At 43.5% G+C, this 18534-nt stretch carries 18 protein-coding genes; 2 read left to right on the top strand and 16 right to left on the bottom strand.

Annotated features, from left to right (window positions below):
- Nucleotides 1–12: 12 nt before the first annotated feature.
- The 15 genes from AC1MDJ_RS02675 to AC1MDJ_RS02605 form a co-directional block, all read right to left on the bottom strand.
- A complete protein-coding gene (locus tag AC1MDJ_RS02675) occupies nucleotides 13–2193 on the bottom strand; it encodes a flagellin N-terminal helical domain-containing protein (RefSeq protein WP_479689412.1) in 2181 nt (726 codons plus the stop codon).
- 599 nt (nucleotides 2194–2792) lie between these two features.
- A complete protein-coding gene (locus tag AC1MDJ_RS02670) occupies nucleotides 2793–4046 on the bottom strand; it encodes a sodium ion-translocating decarboxylase subunit beta (RefSeq protein ID WP_479689426.1) in 1254 nt (417 codons plus the stop codon).
- A gap of 27 nt (nucleotides 4047–4073) precedes the next feature.
- Nucleotides 4074–4454 (bottom strand): OadG family protein, encoded by a 381-nt coding sequence (locus tag AC1MDJ_RS02665; protein ID WP_479689411.1) that lies wholly within the window; start codon nucleotides 4452–4454, stop codon nucleotides 4074–4076.
- Nucleotides 4455–4545: 91 nt separating this feature from the next.
- Nucleotides 4546–4716 (bottom strand): hypothetical protein, encoded by a 171-nt coding sequence (locus AC1MDJ_RS02660; protein ID WP_479689410.1) that lies wholly within the window; start codon nucleotides 4714–4716, stop codon nucleotides 4546–4548.
- 95 nt (nucleotides 4717–4811) lie between these two features.
- On the bottom strand, nucleotides 4812–5021 hold the full coding sequence (locus AC1MDJ_RS02655) for a hypothetical protein (protein ID WP_479689409.1): 210 nt from the start codon (nucleotides 5019–5021) through the stop codon (nucleotides 4812–4814).
- 342 nt (nucleotides 5022–5363) lie between these two features.
- Nucleotides 5364–6602, bottom strand: coding sequence for an acetate kinase (locus AC1MDJ_RS02650; RefSeq protein WP_479689408.1), 1239 nt, complete (start codon nucleotides 6600–6602; stop codon nucleotides 5364–5366).
- A 217-nt stretch (nucleotides 6603–6819) separates the two neighbouring features.
- On the bottom strand, nucleotides 6820–7785 hold the full coding sequence (locus AC1MDJ_RS02645; RefSeq protein ID WP_479689407.1) for an Rpn family recombination-promoting nuclease/putative transposase: 966 nt from the start codon (nucleotides 7783–7785) through the stop codon (nucleotides 6820–6822).
- A 58-nt stretch (nucleotides 7786–7843) separates the two neighbouring features.
- On the bottom strand, nucleotides 7844–8572 hold the full coding sequence (gene recO / locus AC1MDJ_RS02640) for a DNA repair protein RecO (protein WP_479689405.1): 729 nt from the start codon (nucleotides 8570–8572) through the stop codon (nucleotides 7844–7846).
- A gap of 93 nt (nucleotides 8573–8665) precedes the next feature.
- Nucleotides 8666–8866 carry a PD-(D/E)XK nuclease family transposase gene (locus tag AC1MDJ_RS02635; protein ID WP_479689406.1) on the bottom strand — a complete coding sequence of 67 codons (201 nt, stop codon included), beginning with the start codon at nucleotides 8864–8866 and terminating at the stop codon, nucleotides 8666–8668.
- Between the two features lie 58 nt (nucleotides 8867–8924).
- Nucleotides 8925–9653 (bottom strand): DNA repair protein RecO, encoded by a 729-nt coding sequence (gene recO, locus AC1MDJ_RS02630; RefSeq protein ID WP_479689405.1) that lies wholly within the window; start codon nucleotides 9651–9653, stop codon nucleotides 8925–8927.
- Nucleotides 9654–9665: 12 nt separating this feature from the next.
- Nucleotides 9666–11027 (bottom strand): magnesium transporter, encoded by a 1362-nt coding sequence (gene mgtE / locus AC1MDJ_RS02625; protein WP_479689404.1) that lies wholly within the window; start codon nucleotides 11025–11027, stop codon nucleotides 9666–9668.
- Entirely contained in the window at nucleotides 11024–11902 is an 879-nt protein-coding gene (gene era / locus AC1MDJ_RS02620; RefSeq protein ID WP_479689403.1) for a GTPase Era, read from the bottom strand. Before era ends, mgtE begins: the two co-directional genes overlap by 4 nt.
- Before the next feature lie 121 nt (nucleotides 11903–12023).
- Nucleotides 12024–13133: an aminopeptidase gene (locus AC1MDJ_RS02615; RefSeq protein WP_479689402.1), complete on the bottom strand. Its 1110-nt coding sequence runs from the start codon at nucleotides 13131–13133 to the stop codon at nucleotides 12024–12026.
- Between the two features lie 18 nt (nucleotides 13134–13151).
- Nucleotides 13152–13943 (bottom strand): pseudouridine synthase family protein, encoded by a 792-nt coding sequence (locus AC1MDJ_RS02610; RefSeq protein ID WP_479689401.1) that lies wholly within the window; start codon nucleotides 13941–13943, stop codon nucleotides 13152–13154.
- Between the two features lie 21 nt (nucleotides 13944–13964).
- Nucleotides 13965–14081, bottom strand: a complete 117-nt coding sequence (locus AC1MDJ_RS02605) for an AbrB/MazE/SpoVT family DNA-binding domain-containing protein (protein ID WP_479689400.1) — start codon at nucleotides 14079–14081, stop codon at nucleotides 13965–13967.
- A 37-nt stretch (nucleotides 14082–14118) separates the two neighbouring features.
- On the opposite strand from AC1MDJ_RS02605, the gene AC1MDJ_RS02600 reads away from it, so the two are divergent.
- Together AC1MDJ_RS02600 and AC1MDJ_RS02595 are read left to right on the top strand one after the other, a co-directional pair.
- Nucleotides 14119–15099 (top strand): Rpn family recombination-promoting nuclease/putative transposase, encoded by a 981-nt coding sequence (locus AC1MDJ_RS02600; RefSeq protein ID WP_479689399.1) that lies wholly within the window; start codon nucleotides 14119–14121, stop codon nucleotides 15097–15099.
- A 127-nt stretch (nucleotides 15100–15226) separates the two neighbouring features.
- On the top strand, nucleotides 15227–16927 hold the full coding sequence (locus tag AC1MDJ_RS02595) for a DUF262 domain-containing protein (protein WP_479689398.1): 1701 nt from the start codon (nucleotides 15227–15229) through the stop codon (nucleotides 16925–16927).
- A 235-nt stretch (nucleotides 16928–17162) separates the two neighbouring features.
- Here AC1MDJ_RS02595 and AC1MDJ_RS02590 read toward each other — a convergent pair whose 3' ends face one another.
- Nucleotides 17163–18224, bottom strand: a complete 1062-nt coding sequence (locus tag AC1MDJ_RS02590) for a Fic family protein (RefSeq protein ID WP_479689397.1) — start codon at nucleotides 18222–18224, stop codon at nucleotides 17163–17165.
- Nucleotides 18225–18534 lie beyond the last annotated feature (310 nt).

Below are 18534 nucleotides of genomic sequence, written 5' to 3'. Positions count from 1 at the left end.
GAGGATTGCTCTTTATGCTACAATTAGCCCCAACACCAGCTGAGGTATTGCGTTTGCCTGTGCCAGCATTGCCATAGCTGATTCTAATATCGTCTTGTTCTGTAAGAACCGCGCCGACTCCTCCGCTATATCTAAATCGCGTATATTTGACTCCGCTGTCGCAGCTGTCTGTCTGCTAGAGTTAATATTTCGCTGTATATACTCCAACGCGCTCATCTGCGCCCCTACAGTCGCCCGTATAGAACCCAGCCTATTCATCGCCTCGTCTATAGCCCCTATCGCACGCGCAGCACCCTCCGTGCTACCAACGTTTATGTGGTTCAATTCCAGCCCTCTGGCATCTACCCTGCCGATAGAGCTTTCCATTGTCTGACCCGCTCCTATCCCCACTTGCGTGAGCATCGCCCTATTGACGACATTTATGTATGCATCCTGACTGCCCTTAGTTGTGAAGGTTATCACCCCGTTGGCATTGGCAGTTGCAGTCGCTCCACTATGCGTATTCACGTATATATCAGCACCGGGGATAATATTACGCACCATACCATCGTGCGACCTATACGTGCCATTAGCCGGAACACCACTAACAGTAGTAACTGTCGCATTCAACGTGTCGCCAACGTTCCTTTGTATGGTCATTAAGCCCAGCGCATCTACAATGTCATCATCGCCTGTGAAAGTAATGATAGAATCCTTGCCCGTAATGCCACTCTGGATAACTATCGCACCCGAACCAACCTGCGTCCCGCCTGCTGTGCCCCCCGCTGATACGTAGCGCACCAGCGCACCGCTTGAAACGCCGCCTCCCATAGACAAGTCGTTCACTAGGACACTGCGTATCTTAGTCATAAGGTCAGCGATGGTATCGTCCCCCTCAATAGCAAGAGTTGCACTGGCGTTATTGCCATACACCGTAAGGTTGCGCGTAACACCCAGCGCAGATGCCCCGCTGGTAGCGTAAAATGGATTCAAATTGTTCAGTTTAGTATCAGAACGCGCCACGCTACCCGCCCTTACAAACTCCGTCAGTATTTCACCAGCTGTAGTGCTAGCACCAGCATTATTCCATGATATTGTGCTGTGATGAAAGCCAGTTTTATCAAGCGTTACACCCGTTAGGCTAGTTGCACCAGTGCGATTAAAGCCTAACGATATATTACCACCAACACTGAACGATGCATTATTAGCGATAAGCGGCTCCGTATAGAACAGATACTGGTCGCCAGCGGTAATTCTCCTGCCCGCAGTTGGAATAGCACCATCCAGCATAAAAGTTTCCCCATTTACTATGAACGTATAGCTGGCACTCCATAGATAAGAGCCTGATACATTAGTCGTCTCACCAGTGACAGGGTTGAGAACCGTAGCAGTAAAATCAACTGTATCGCCATTAGCTGATGCGTTGCTATTAAACGTATATTCTACATAGGTGCCACCCGCGCCACCCGCGTCACGAAAATACATGCCCTGAAGCATTGAGCCAGCTGCTGTAATGGCTGTGTTAGTGCTAATCAAACTTGTGGTACTACCGCCACCAGCAAAGTTAATATTCCCGCCTTCCCACATAGCTAGTTCGCCAGTGAATGCAATGTTGCTTGCCGTGCTATTATTATAGACTACACGCGCCATATCTTCGTGAGTGACCATTAGCGCAGTTGAATAAATCTCGTTCTTGCCAGGGTCAACTGAATATGTCAGCTTATAGCTACCCGTTGCAGCCGATGAGCGCATTATCGCCTCAACATCAGCCGACGTTGCCGACCATACCCCCGCCATATCGCCATTTAGCAGCTTTTTGCCGTTGAATTCCGCCGCATTAGCAATATTGTTTATCTCTTGGCGCAAGGTAATCATCTCTTCCTGTATAGTGGCTCTATCGTTAGCCGTGCCCCCTGCCGCCTGCACAGCAAGCTCACGCATGTGCGTTAATATGCCACTTATAGCATCCATAGCGGTATCAGCCGTGTTTAACATTGATGAAGCACTCTGTGCATTGCGAGACGCCTGTTCGTAGCTCTTAACAGCAGCGCGCAACCTGTCTGCCATTGACAGCCCCGCAGCATCATCTGCCGCACTGTTTATACGGAGACCTGTAGCTAGCCTCTGAATTGACTTGTCAAGCGAATTGCTGACCTTGTTGATACCGCCTTGGGCGATATTGGCATACACATTGGTATATATACTAAGAGCCATATTTTACCCCCAAAGGTAAAACTCGGCTAGCAAGACACCTAAGACAGATGTCCTGCTACCTGAGAGAGTTATATCTGGCAATCCTCGCACCAAACCACCCCTATCTGTAACACTCCCTACCCGTCACGCACAGGTAGCACAGAAATACTAGAGATGTTGACACAAAAATTACCCGCTCTTTGCTAACTAAACATAGCACCCAGTTCAATGACAAAGTGCAACGCTAGCAACGAGCAAAAGCTATATGCCCTAACTCCGTTCAGGCTCCTTTGTATGTTTCCCTCATACATATAATAAAAAAACCGCCAAGCTATCCAACTCGTCCGCTCGGTGCGATGTTTGCACTCAAGCGACTTGTCCAAAGCCTGTCGGTCTAAATGTTTTAGTACCGCTTAGTTTTTGTAAAAGTAGTGTCTTTCTTAAACTGCTACCCTATCATCCGTTATGTAGAGAGCATAGCAAATTTTGAACAGCTTGTCAAGAGGAAAACTGTGGACTATATACTTGACTGGACTAAAAACTTTTGCGTTGTAGGGGAATAGCAACAAAAAAGCCCTCCCCTTAACAGGGAGGGCTTTTGTCTATTACTTAGTCGCTAATTACATTGACAGGAATATACCTGCTGCAACAGCTGAACCTATAACACCGGCAACGTTTGGCGCCATAGCATGCGTAATCAAGAAGTTAGACGGGTCTTCAGTCGTGCCAATCACATGCGCTACACGAGCAGCACCCGGCACAGCTGATACGCCAGCAGCACCAATGATTGGATTAACCTTTTCATCTTCAGGCAAGAAAAGGTTCATAATATGAGCGAACAGTACACCGCCCGCAGTTGAGAACGCAAACGCAGCCGCACCCATACCAAATATTGCTAATGATACAGGGGTTAAGAAACGAGAAGCGTCAGTTGACATGCCAACAGACATACCCAATACAATCGTGATTATATCAAGCAGAGCATTGCATGCAGTCTTGCCAAGACGGTCGGTAACGCCGCATTCCTTCAGGAAGTTGCCAAAGAACAACATGCCCAATAGAGGCAACGCACCCGGTGCCAGCGAAGACGTAAGTATAAAGCCCATTACAGGGAATATCATAAGCATACGCTTGCTAACAGGCGGACGCGCCTTCATTTGGCGAAGACGTTGGCTCTTAGTAGTAAGCATATGAACAACAGGAGGTTGAACAACAGGAATCAATGCCATATAAGAATAGCCTGCAACCGCAATAGCACCTAGATAAGTAGGAGCTAGCTTAGATGCAACAAATATTGACGTAGGACCATCCGCACCACCGATAATACCGATAGCGGCAGATAGCTTTTGTGAAGCCTCCGCTATAACACTGGCAGTAATATCACTAGCATTATAGACAGCACTAACACCATCAGGACCAACCTGAACAGCATCAACAATACCCTTCATAAGCGTAGGGTCTGATGCAAATATACTTGGCAATATGCCTACGCCTAGACAGAAAGTAGTAAATATACCTAGCTGTGCAGCAGCACCAAGCATAATGAGCTTAGGGTTAGAAAGCATAGCCGAGAAGTCAGTCATAGCACCAACGCCCAAGAATATTATTGGCGGGTATAAACCTTTCATAACGCCTTGGAAAAAAGTGTTAAACACGGTTCCCGGTTCATATATGCCGACATCCAGCCCCTCTTGGAACGGGATGTTGCCCACAATGATACCAAAACCAATTGGCACAAGCAAGAACGGTTCATAGTTCTTACGCACAGCTAGGACAATAAATACTATCCCAACTATAATCATAATCAATTTGCCGGGGGTAGCGTTAGCAAACGCACCTTGGGAAAATAGCGCTGTTAACAGTGTTTCAACCATATCCATAGTCTTTTATCCTCCAAAAAATTATCCGCGATATAAAGGTGAATGTCCGCTGTGCAATGCACCAACAGATTCACCATACCATGCAGTAGGACGGCGAACGCCGCCTATGTAACGAGTATCAGAACTGCCACCAAGAGCAACAGAAACCGCCGCTGCAATAACAGCTATAATCTCTGGTTTTATGCCACCAGAGCTAGACATTTCGGAAGGTGCAGAAGGTGCACCGCCAGAAACAGCATCCTCAACTTCAGGCTTGAAAAACACCCTTTCTAACATCATAAAGACGTAGACAGCAACTGTTATCAAAGTCAACACCGAGAGCACCGTAACAAAGCCAGTTACAGAGAACAGGGCTGCATCTTTCAAATTGTCGATAGCAATAATTATCGGCTTAGTATGCATAGAGCCTCTCCTTAATCACAAAGAAAACACACACGCCAGTTAAGCGCACACCCGCAACAATAACAACAAAAGCGGGGTATCCTAAAAACAACTACTCCTGTTCTTCTTCTTTCTTAAAGAACACCTTTTCTAACATCATAAAGACGTAGACAGCAACTGTTATCAAAGTCAACACCGAAAGCACTGTAATAAAACCAGTTACAGAGAACAGAGCTGCATCTGCCAAATTGTTGACAGAAATAATTATCGGCTTAATATGCATGGAGCCTCTCCTTAAATATAATATTGTTTTGCTTTCGCAAACTCCACCCATTAGAACACATCGCCAACTAACTTGTCAATATCAAAATAAAAAAATTATAAATTTGTTCCATACCCCATTTCATCCAGTTTAGAGGCGATAAGAGCAGAGCTTAGCACGCTCTCGTCATAGGCTATGTTGATAAACTTAGCGTTATCAGTGATATGAACATTGTCAATGCCCTCCAGCTGCATCAGCTCCGCACATACGGACTCGGCAACCTCCCGCTCACCTATAGCAGCAATGCTTAAAGTTATCTCAGTCAACTGCTCCCTCCAATAAACCCTGCAATAATACTACACAAAACACCCCAATTCAAGTGCAAAATACACCCCATAAAGCATAGCAATTTTTGTGGATAACGTGTGAAAAAAATTACTATAATAACCGCCCGTTCACACCATTATGTCAATACTTCCTCTATAAAAGCCCGCCAAATAAGCATATACGAGCAAAGCTAGCTGTGACAAGACAAGGAAAAAATCAAAAAAACTATCAACTTTTTTTGTGGAATAGCTGTGGGAAAAAACAAAGGAATTTGCTCCACCCCCTAACATAAAGCAAGCTTTCCTTAGATGGTCGTTTTTTGACCAACTAGATAGGTTAAATTATAGGAAACTATATTCATAATGCATGTGGTCTGTATAACTGCCATTTAATACGCCAACAGCGTCTTCCACCAGCACTTGCTCCTCATTAGTAGGGATGATAAAGACTTTGACCTTTGAGGTAGGGGCAGAGATGCAAGATTCCTCATCGCCCTTTGTTGTCTGCTCGTTCAGCGCAATGTCCAGATTTACGCCGAAATGTTCAAGCCCCTCTAGTGTTTTTTCTCTGATTTGTGGTTGATGTTCCCCCACGCCTGCTGTCCACACTATTGCATCTACCCTGCCTAAAATCGCCATATACTTGCCGATAACCATTTTTAACCTATAAGCCTCCATCTCAAACGCCAGCCTACAATGCTTGTCGCTATCAATATTTTCCATGACTTCACGCCTATCGCTATATTTGCCTGTGATGCCTAAAATACCAGACTTCGTATTGAGTATGTCGTAAATCTGCTCTGTATTCATACCAGTTAGGTTGCTTATATGGAATAAAATACCAGGGTCAATGTCTCCACAGCGCGTCCCCATTATTACCCCCTCCATAGGGGTTAAACCCATAGTGGTATCTACACTTAACCCATTCTTTATAGCTGAGACACTAGCCCCGTTGCCGATGTGCATGGTGATAAGGTTACACTCTGATGCAGGCTTGCCTAACATAGATGCTGCACGTTTTGATACAAATAGATGACTTATCCCGTGAAAGCCGTATTTCCGTATCCTGTGTTTATCATACCATTCATAAGGCAGGGCATACATATATGCGTAGTCTGGTATGCTCTGGTGAAAAGCAGTATCAAAAACTGCTACCTGTGGCGTATCGGGCAATGCACTTATCATGGCTTTAATACTTGATAGATTGTGTCCGTTGTGCAATGGGGCTAGACTTATCAACCGCTTAATATCCGCCATTACTGAACTGTTAATGAGAACACTCTTAACAAAACGCCTACCACCGTGAACTATCCTATGTGCAACAACCGCTATATCGCTAATTTTATCTAAAAAACCGCTATTCTTATCCACAATAAGGTCTAATACTTGCTTAATAGCCTCAATATGGTCAAAAACTTTCCTATCAACAACTTTCTGTTTGCCACCTGCCTTATACACAAGCCTAGAGCCGGTCTGTCCTATGCGCTCAACCATGCCACTGACTAGTTGTCTGCGATTGCTCCAATCGTAGAGTGAAAATTTCACCGATGAACTACCGCTGTTTAATGTCATTATTTTCATAAATAAACCCTGTTTATTACATTACACTAACATGGTCAAAAAATCAAACATTACTCTAAATTATGAGGTAAGAGGAGCAACTGAAAGCCCTTTATTAACATTCAATACATGCGTCTCTTTTTGTATCATCCTTTGCAAAGTGGTTATATGAAATATTAAAGACGGATGATAAAAGATTAGATACAAATAAAATTGGTGGATGGCTATTTGCGCTATATCATACAACAATTTCATTTTGCAATTCTTTTAACTCGGCAAGGGAAAGCCCTGTGCTCTTTGATATAACATCAAAAGGAACGCCAGCCTCTAGTAGGTTCTTAGCAGTTTCAAGTTTGCCCTTACGTTCACCCTCTAGCAAGCCTTCCAGCCTGCCCTCCTGTCTGCCTTCTTGCCTGCCTTCTTGCCTGCCCTCTTGCCTTCCTTCTTGCCTGCCTTCCTCTCTGCCCTCACGTAGAGCAAAACTTCTGATGTTTGCCCTATCATACACAACTTTCGTATAGTTGTCATACGCATGCAATAAAGCTGGGTCTGCCTCTATCTCCTGCATACGAGCCTGCGCTCGCCTTAAAACTGGGTCCATACCTACTACCTCCTTTAGCTGACTTGCTGAACTCTCTTCATCCAAATAAACAAGCCACCTATTTAACGCATCGCTCAAATCTATATTATTCAACCGCCTAAACTTTGGCATCTCTATAAAATGCAACTCTAATAACTCCGTCAACATCAACTCTCTATGTTTATCATGCCATATATGGAACGATGACGAAAACTCATCAACCTCTATATAGTTAAAGTCCAATATGCAGATAGATATAACAGGATGCAAATCGCCATAATCTTTACCCTTCTTTATGCCATTTACAAACAATTTAGCCCAGTAGTATAATATCCTCTGTGCCATATTATCCTTATTAACTAACTGCACCTCTATATTAACCATCGTCTTATCGGCAAGTTCAGCAAGAACATCTAATCTGCCTAATTTACCAACTGCTACATCAGGCAACAGCTCTTTACCCTCTATAATATCTAATGAAACTATAGGTGCTTTTCCAGTCTTGCTTAACACAGCATTTAAGAACGAGATAAGCAGAGCCTCACTGCCTTTCTCGCCCATTATCTTCTTGAAAGCAAAATCATTCAGCGGATTTAGCCGTTCAGTAGCGTTCTTGCTGTTCATACGGGGATTATAGCAACTATTGCTAGATTTGGCAATAAAGAAGTAAGCTCCCTTTCACCTAACTAGTAGCCATCTCCAAAAACACTTTCAGGCTCTTTAAGCTATTCTTCCTGCCTACCACATTGTCTATATGATAACTAAACAGCCTTAAAAGTTCAAGCTCGTCATCAGCACTAAGCTCTGTCTGCTTAAATAGTTCATTGTCAGCAAAACTGCCCAGCAACTCCCCACACCTGCTAGAGACTGCCAAACCGCCCGCATAGCTACCAGAACCATTATAATCGCCCGAACAAGCCTCACAGCGCAGCCCGTTGTCATAAAACCGCAAAGCACCCCGCATTTGTCCACAACTACACACAAGCGCAAACAACACCCCGCCATCCCTCATTAGCCTATAAACACCATACAAACAAGCCTTTACGTAATTATCAGCGGTATATTTCAGCGACATACTCCAGAGCGCGCGAGAGTCCTCCCCTGTGTGGAACAAGTTGTCAAAGACTTCAAAGACTATGTTTAACCTCATTAGAATATCAGGAAACTGCGTGTAGTGATAATACGTAGGGTCGGGGCTAAATGAAATAAAGCGGTGCATATCAGATGTTTCTTTCAGATTAAACGTAATAGTGCCAGGGGCAAGTGCCAGTAAGCCCCCTTTGCCCGAAAACGCCCATTTAACAAATAGCTTAGTCTTACCATAGCCCGCAATTAGCGCAAAAACTATAGCTGAACGGTCTGAGTAGTGCAGAATTTTATAGATAATCCCCCGCTCGCTGACCTCTTTCATTACAAAAACCCATTAGCCTAGTAACGACACCATAGCAATCGCTACGCTGAAATATATCGCTGATAATTACGTAAAGGCTTGTTTGTATGGTGTTTATAGGCTAATGAGGGATGGCGGGGTGTTGTTTGCGCTTGTGTGTAGTTGTGGACAAATGCGAGGTGCTTTTCCAGTCTTGCTTAACACAGCATTTAAGAACGAGATAAGCAGAGCCTCACTGCCTTTCTCGCCCATTATCTTCTTGAAAGCAAAATCATTCAGCGGATTTAGCCGTTCAGTAGCGTTCTTGCTGTTCATACGGGGATTATAGCAACTATTGCTAGATTTGGCAATAAAGAAGTAAGCTCCCTTTCACCTAACTAGTAGCCATCTCCAAAAACACTTTCAGGCTCTTTAAGCTATTCTTCCTGCCTACCACATTGTCTATATGATAACTAAACAGCCTTAAAAGTTCAAGCTCGTCATCAGCACTAAGCTCTGTCTGCTTAAATAGTTCATTGTCAGCAAAACTGCCCAGCAACTCCCCACACCTGCTAGAGACTGCCAAACCGCCCGCATAGCTACCAGAACCATTATAATCGCCCGAACAAGCCTCACAGCGCAGCCCGTTGTCATAAAACCGCAAAGCACCCCGCATTTGTCCACAACTACACACAAGCGCAAACAACACCCCGCCATCCCTCATTAGCCTATAAACACCATACAAACAAGCCTTTACGTAATTATCAGCGGTATATTTCAGCGACATACTCCAGAGCGCGCGAGAGTCCTCCCCTGTGTGGAACAAGTTGTCAAAGACTTCAAAGACTATGTTTAACCTCATTAGAATATCAGGAAACTGCGTGTAGTGATAATACGTAGGGTCGGGGCTAAATGAAATAAAGCGGTGCATATCAGATGTTTCTTTCAGATTAAACGTAATAGTGCCAGGGGCAAGTGCCAGTAAGCCCCCTTTGCCCGAAAACGCCCATTTAACAAATAGCTTAGTCTTACCATAGCCCGCAATTAGCGCAAAAACTATAGCTGAACGGTCTGAGTAGTGCAGAATTTTATAGATAATCCCCCGCTCGCTGACCTCTTTCATTACAAAAACCCATTAGCCTAGTAACGACACCATAGCAATCGCTACGCTGAAATATATCGTCAAACCTGTAATATCGTTAAACGTAGAGATAAACGGACCTGATGCTACCGCAGGGTCAACATTCAACCGCATTAACACTAGTGGCACATGCGCACCCACAAAGGCGGCAAACCCCATAGCGCAAAATAACGACACACCCACTATCAGCCCCGTCCGCTGCCCGCCCCCAAAGAGCGGCAGTATTAGCGTTACAGGAACAGCACTCACAATTCCCATTAAAAAACCAGTTTTCATCTCACGCCATACAACTGGCACAGCCGCCCGCTTGTTGTCAATGTTGCCCAATGCTATATTGCGTATGATAATTGTAGAAGATTGGCTACCGACATTGCCACCCATAGCCATTATTACAGGCATAAACGCCGATATAACCAAAAAATCAACGATTTTGCCCTGAAAGAACGTTATAATAAACCCTGACATAAGCTCGCCCACAAGCGTAACAATTAGCCACGGAAGTCTTGCCTTGGCATTGGTAATAGTGCTTTCGCCATAGTCAAACGCTTCTTGCGATGCACCCGCCATACGGTAGATTTCCTCCGTAGCCTCTTCGCGGATGACGTCCATCACGTCGTCAAAGGTGATAATACCCATAATATGCCGCTGCTCATCTACAACTGGCAGTGCCAATAGGTCATATTTAGCAACCAGCCTAGCAGCGTCTTCTTTATCAGTATGGTCTTGCACACTAATAATATCGCTTATCATAATATCAGCAAGGGTCTTATCAGGCGGATTTGTTATCAACTGTCGCAAACTCAGCACACCCACAAGCCGCCCCTCATCATCTACAACATACAGATAGTAGACTAGCTCAACGTCTGCGGCTTTATGTATTAGTTTAGTGGCTTCCTTTACGGTAGTTCTGACGTTCAATGCGATGTATTCAGTGTTCATCATCGCACCTGCAGAGTCATCAGGGTAATGAAGTAGCTCTTCCACCGCCGAAAGGTCTTTGTCGCCTATATATTGGGTAATTTTATCTTTTAACTCTTCCGGTAGCAGACGCAGAACATAGGATATATCATCGCTATTCATCTCCTGCAATACGTCCGCCGCCTTTTGTGGCTCCATCTCCTCAAACAACTCTACTATACTACTATCGTCCAGCTCTATGATAGTCTCGGCAATACGCATATTGTCGGTCATACACGCCCACACCTTTTTGCGGTCAATATCAGACAGATGACGGATAATATACGCAATATCTGCGGGGTGTAGCTTGACAAGCACCTTTTGCAATGGACCCTTGACGCTACGGCGCACTAACTTCTTAACATTTTCCAGCTTTACCCGCATTAAATCCATGCTCATAATCCCTGTATTCTCAGATAACTAGCGTTCTCGCTCCAGTTTTCACGCACCTTAACATTTAGCTCCAACCTAGAATGAATACCGAAAAACTTCTCAATATTTGTCCGTGCACGGCTACCAATCTCCTTTAACATCTGTCCGCCCTTGCCGATAACAATTCCTTTCTGACTATCACGCGCTACTATTATAGACGCAATTATTAGCATAGTCCCCTTGCTGGTTTTGTTCTCCTCAACCTCTACAAGCGTATCATAAGGCAACTCTTGATTAAGCAAGGCAAAAGACTGCTCACGAATAAACTCCGCTATAAGGAAACTCTCTGGCTGAGTAGTAACCTCATCATTGGTAAATATTGCAGGGGACTCAGGTAGCTCTGCCACTACTAGCTTCTCCAGCAAATCAAGATTCTTGCCTAGTGTAGCTGACACAGGCACAATATCCTTAAAATTTAATAGTTTGCTGAACTCGGCAGCTGATGAATACAGCTGCTCGCGCGGGCGGGCATCTAGCTTAGTCATAACAAGTATTACCTTTGCCCCGCTAGCTCGGACTTTGGACACCAGCACTGATAATAGTTTATGCCGAGTTTCTTTAGGGTCTATCAGCAGACAGATAAGGCTCAACTCATTGAGGGCACTATCAGTCTGATGCACCATAGCCCTATTTAGCTTCCCCTTTGCCAAGTGAAAGCCCGGTGTATCAACAAACACCAGCTGATAGTCGTCTGTTGTCTTGATACCATATATTATATTGCGTGTGGTGTTCGGCTTATCTGACGTGATAGCCACCTTCTCCCCAAGCATAGCATTAAGGAGGGTTGATTTACCCGCATTCGGCAAACCTACAAAACCGACAAAACCTGCTCTATATGCCATAATATCCAATTATAACGGGATATTAAGAATAATGCTAGCTTTTTATGACCCGTCTATACAGCCCACATCAACACGCACCTGTTCAAACAGCTTGTTAACGGCTAAAGCTATTCTATTTTTTCTAAACAAACTTCCCGTCTTTATATATAAGCTCTCCGTCCAACTCCACGCTGCTACCAGTGGACATATCCTTTACTAAATCCCAGTGCAGGGCTGACTTATTCTTGCCACCCGTCTCTGTATAAGATGCACCTATTGCCATGTGCATCGTCCGCCCAATCTTTTCATCAAACAAGATATTCTTGCTGGGTCGCCTAATGTTATCGTTCAACCCAAATGCTATCTCGCCCACAAACTTTGCCCCAGCATCCGTTTCTAACATCTTTAATAGATAGTCCTCTCCTTTCTCTGCCCGCGCCTCTACTACCTTGCCACGTTCCAACCGCAAGAACACCCCGCGCGCCTCCACACCATTATAGTTAGTAGGAATGTCAAAATAGATTGTCCCAGTGGCACTATCCTCCACAGGGCTAGTAAATATCTCCCCATCAGGCATATTGCGCTGCCCACAACAACTACGCCATAGCCTACCTGTAACATCAAAGGTTAAATCAGTATTTTTGCCAACGATATGCAACTTCTTACTGCCTGATAGCCTCTTAACAATGCCCGCTTGCATAGCATCCACAGCTTGCCATGCAGATACTGGGTCATGCTCATTCAATTTACACGCGTTATAAACAAAACTTCTATACTCGTCATAGCTCATCTCAGCGTCTTGCGCCATAGCTCGGGTTGGATACGGCACAACGACCCATACAAACTCGCCTTTCTCCTCACGGGCAAACATCAACTCCAGCAAATCTCCGCGCACCTTCTGCGCTTTTGCCACATCAGCAGGATTTGCGCTAGTCAGCTGTTTAGAGTTATCAGTGGAATCTATTGATATTTGTGCACTGATGCTCTCCGCCTGCGCCTTGTCAACCTGCGAAACATAAGAAAATTGGTGTTCTGCCCCGTGCTTAAAGAACAATGCATTCTGTTCAGGGAAACTCATGCGCACCAACGGGTGCGCCCCCAGCTGCAACACGGTTGTGAAACAAGCTCTAATTAGCGGTTCTGCGCACATCTCTCCGCGTATTAGAACTAAATCGTCTTTTTTAATCTTTAAGCTATAGTTGCAAATCAGCTCTGCAAGGCGTTTCTCCACGCTAACATCTAAGTCGTTCATTACATCCTCTCTTATAAATTAGCCCTTTATAAAATCATCAATTTTAGAACTATACCCCATTACTCCATTAAGTTCAATAGATTCGCAGTGCAAATATATTCTGTCGCCATTGCCACCAGCACTGCCCGCGAAACCATATAGGCTATCCCCCACTATTGGGTATCCCAAATTTGCCAGCACCGCCCGCACCTGATGCCTGTGCGCCCTAGCAAGCTCTACACGCACTAGACTATGATTTTTATATTCTAGGTTCACTCTGCTATCCAGTTTGCTAAAGTTCATTACTTCGGCATCAGTGTTATTTGTGCCATCTACACGCTCAACCTTTACCTTATTGCGTTTATCAGCAAATACTCGCCACTTACCCGTTATTTGCGCTGGAAAGTCTGCTCCGCACACCCAAGCAAGGTAAGTTTTACGTTCCTTTATAACCGTTATCCCATTTTTAATAGCAACAATAATACCATCCGCCCCATAGTCCAGTCTAGTTATTAGCTTGTAGTCGGGCAGTTCCCTATTAGCCACATCGTCTAAACATAGCCCGTCAAGCGGAGTGTGCCGTTCAGTGTGCATCAGAGGCGGCTTATAGAGGAATGCGACATCGCTCATCTGCTTAATGTGGTAGTCTTTTGCGTTATATGATAAGTCTGTTTTAGTTATATTCAAGCTATAATTACTATTTTCATCAACCTCTATATCAACGTTGACAGGTTTGCCGTCACTAGCAAGCACCAGCCCAGCCGCAATCGCCCGTTTAGCGAACCGCCTTGACACCCCGCAACGCTTTGATATATAGCTAGACAAACGCATAATACTAATTGGAATTTGCTATTACCACACTTCTTTGCCAACAGATACACCAGTCTCTATCTCTTGGTGGATGTTATCTTCTGTTATTTGGGCTAGCATTGCCTGCAAGGTGCTACTATCATCCACTATTATTTCCATTTGACCCCCAACTAAAGCATATACAATGTTTATACTTATGTCAACGACTATGGGCGATTTTATGCTTGCCATAGAACGTTCTATTTGGTATAATCCCATTATGAAAGGTAATGGTGTTGCTGAACGGCTAAACCCATTGAACGATTTTGCCTTTAAGAAGATTATGGGCGAGAAAGGCAGTGAGGCTCTGCTCATTTCATTCTTAAATGCTGTTTTAAGCAAAACTGGGAAAGAGCCGATAGTTTCATTAGATATTATAGAGGGTAAAGAGCTGCCCCCTGATATAGTAGGTGGCAAATCGGGCAGGCTAGATGTTCTTGCAGAGTTTGCCAACAATGCAAAAGTCAATATAGAGGTGCAGTTAGCTAACAAAGCTAATATGGCACAACGCATGCTTTACTATTGGGCTAGGTTATTTGTGAACAACATAAAGAAAGGTAAAGACTATCAGGACTTGTCTTCTGTTATATCTATATGTATATTAGACTTTAACTATATAGACGTTGATGAGTTTGCGTCATCGTTTCATATATGGCACGATAAGCATAAAGAACTTATGCTGACTGATTTATTAGAGTTGCATTTTATAGAGATGCCTAAGTTTAGGCAATTAAATGACATAGATTTGAATGATTCGTTGCATAGGTGGCTTGTTTATTTGGATGAAAAAAGCTCAGCAGGTAAGCTAAAGGAGGTAGTAGGTATGGACCCAGTTTTAAGACGAGCAGAAGCTCGTATGCAGGAGATAGAGGCAGACCCTGATTTGTTGCATGCGTATGACAACTATACAAAGGTTGTCTATGACAGGTCAGCTGTAAGAAAGTTTGCCCTAAATGAGGGTAGAGAAGAAGGTTTGCAACAAGGACTACAACAAGGACTGCAACAAGGACTACAACAAGGCAAGCTGACAGTGGCAAAAAACTTGTTGGCTAGCGGTATTAGCCAAGATATTATAGCTACAGCTACTGGCTTGTCGCTTGCCGAGATAAAGAAACTAAAAAGCGATATTACCGTATAACCTCTTGCCCCTCAACTTTATTTTACAAACTTGCAAAAAACCTCTTGACAGGGGGGGGGGGGGCTGTATGATATGCTGGAAAAATCAGACGAAAGGGCTGAGGAATAAAAAATAAGGGGTGTAATTTATGGCTAACTGGTTGAGCCTTAGCGTTAAAAATGTTATCATAAAAATCAATGATAGTGAAATAGTCCTTCCTGTCATACAAAGACGACTTGTATGGACGGAAGATAAAATGGAAGAGCTGTTTGATTCTCTCCTAAAAGGGAATTCTTTCGGTTCAGTCATTTGCATTGAAGAAGAAAAGGCATCCAAACCCCTGTTTGCTTTTCGCTATTTTACACGAGATGGAAACAACGTAGACTCAACAGAAGTTGATGAACTTTCCAAAACACAATGGTTCATCATAGATGGACAACAACGGCTTCAAAGTTTTTATATTGGACTTGAGGGTAAGTATAATGGCAAGCGTATGTTTTTTGATATGTACAGTGGCTATTCAGGCGAAGACTATGATTTCAAATTTGCTGTAAAGACGGTAGATTTGCCCAAAACAAACAAGGAACGACCAAATGGCGTTATGAGTGATTGTCTGTGGTATCCTGTGGATGCATTATTTGTTCAGCTAACTGAAACCAATGACGACGACCAAGTGGCTGAGGAAATAATCAAAAAAAATACCATTGAGGACGGCATTAAAATTAAATATATTAGAAAAAACGTAAGAGCTTTTTACCGTGGCGTTTTTATGGATGAAAGCATCGGCATATCCAAAGTGTCCATAAACAAGCGCGAAGATTCTCTTGAAAATAGGCAACGCATAGTTGAACTTTTTCGTCGCTTGAATGATGGGGGAACAAAATTGTCATCCTATGATTTAGTTGCGTCAGTACTCAAAGGTTTTGACTATAAAATGGAATATTTTTTGGACACAATTGTTTCTAAAAATTCCAATATTGGGATTGGGCAAGATGAACTTATAAAATTGATATTCATTCTTGATGACAAACCATCCAAAGAGATGTCGGGATTGACCGCTGAAGACGCTAATTTTGCCACGTCTCAACGTGAACGCATACAGGCAACTCTGGATGCATTGCAGAAATTTCTCAATGCAACTTCTCACCTTAGTTGGTTTTCATCAGCAAAAAACAGGTCTGCAATTCCGTTGTATTTTTTGGCATATCACATTTTCTACTCAAAGATTGAAACTGGCAAGCTAAATAATATGTTTGAGCGATTTGATACAAGTGATAAAAACTGCCACGATATGGCAGTGTGGCTTCGTTTGTCTTTACTTAACAAGGTGTTCAGCCGAGGGTGTGGCTGGGTACCTTATAAGACGGGTATCAAAAAAATACATACGGTTATGCAAAAGCACAAAGGACTATCATTTCCGACAAAAGCCATACTGGATACATATAAGCTACACCCGCTTCACTCTTTTAATGATGTCATAGCTGAGGACAAGTTAGATTTGTTTGACCGAGAATATGTTTTATTCTTGCTTTACAATGGACACCCATCAATACGAGATGAGGACGTTGACCATATACATCCACGTTCTCTTTTGGAGAATAGAGGCGTAGATGTCTCGAAAATAAACAGCATCACAAATTTTCAATTGCTGGATTCGGGAACTAATCGTGGTGCAAAAAATGGCAAGGAGTTACGTGTGTGGATAGAAAATGATGTGGTAAATAGAAAAGATTATCTTAAACGTCATCTTATCCCGCAAGATACTCAACTTTGGGAAACAGATAATTTTGAAAATTTTTTAGTGGAACGCTCAAAGTTGCTTGCGGAGAAAATAAGGGAGTTCCTATAACCCCCTCCTTGATGGGAGAGGATACAGGTGGGGGTGACCTAATTACTCCGCAAACGCTCCCCTCACGGGTCGCTACTCGTGAAACTTACCACAAACGACTACGCTTTCGCTATCGTTCGGGCAGTTTTCATTGTTTCGTGGGGGCGGGTTTCAAGCCTGCCACTACCCTAACATGTTCACAGAGTTGCCCCATCTAGGGGGAGGAAATAGACACACAACAGGTGGGCTTTTACCCCTAAAAATACCTCTCCGCCGCTTGGTTAAACTGGGCGATAAAGAGTTGCTTGAAGTAGTGAATGCTGTTCTGTTCGTAGAATAGCAATATGCCTTTTTTATATTCGCTTTCATCAACACTTCTATATGACAGAGGGCAGTAGTCGTGGGCAAGCAATATGGCATTGCCAAGTATTCGTGAGGTTCTTTTGTTGCCATCCATAAACGGCTGGATGTAAGAGAGCATAGAAACAGCTATAAGTGCCTTTTCAACTGGATTTTCAGTTGCGTTGACAACCGCCACCATCTGCTCCATTGCCTCTTTAATCTGGTATAGATTATCAAGCGGGTTGTAGTTTGTGCCTACGATAGCAACCCTTGCTCGGCGGATACCAAACGATACATCAAGGTCGGTCACTAAAAGTCGCTGCAAATACTCTATCTTGGGTAGCGTTAGCTGCTTAAAATGAGCAGGCTCGGCAAAGATAAACTCTATCGCCTTTTTATGATTTAGTATCATAATAGCCTCATAGTGGGTCTTGCCTTTAGCCTCAACACCGCCTTTTATCAGCTCTTCAGTATCAAGGAGCGAATAAGTATTGCCCTCTATCTTAGACGACTTCCACGCCAGCTCAATGGTAATGCGTTCTATTTCTTTCGTTATTGCTACAGGGGGTAGCTCCGCGCGTTTTGTGCGATATTGTTGATTTTTGCTAGCAAGCTCTGCTTTTTCTTTCTCCGTCAAAAGGTTATGAAGATTGTCCCAAATAGCAAAGTTGAACCGATTGCTTATAAGGGTTCGTGCGTCAATATCCCTAGAAAAATACTCCTCAACGTTTATGGTATCAAGCAGTGGTGAAGCCAGATAGACGTATATGGTTTGTTTAGCCTTGCCCTGTTTGGCGATTTCGCCAGTAGTGACCAGCCAATCTAAATCACGTAGTATAGTTATTTTAGAGCTTTGCGGAAAGTTGCCTGCAATGAAGTTCTGTATATCATCACGGCTGACAGCCTTCCTTGCCTTTACAAAGTTAAGGATAGCCTGCCGTCTTTCAAGTATAGTTTTTTGTTCGTTATTAGCCATTTTTGCCCCAAACATTTTATTCGTTTCATTTAATCGTCAAATATGGGGGTTATCGTATCATTAAATGGAACGAAAGACAAGTATATAGTTGCCATAAAAGCTCTTGACGACTAGCTTTTTTCATCATATTATCAAGTTATGTCAAGTGGCAAAACCAACAGGGAATACAAAGATAGCGTTTTCACAAAACTATTCTCTGAAAAAGAGAAGCTCGTTGAGCTATACAATGCCATTGCTGGTGCCAGCTATGAAGTATCAGATGGTATTGTAATAAATACACTAGAGAACGTCTTGTTTAAGGGTAGGCGAA

The organism is Candidatus Termitispirillum reticulitermitis (assembly GCF_054655775.1).
The sequence above is the reverse complement of the archived record's forward strand: the minus strand, read 5'-3'. Positions and strand labels throughout refer to the sequence as shown.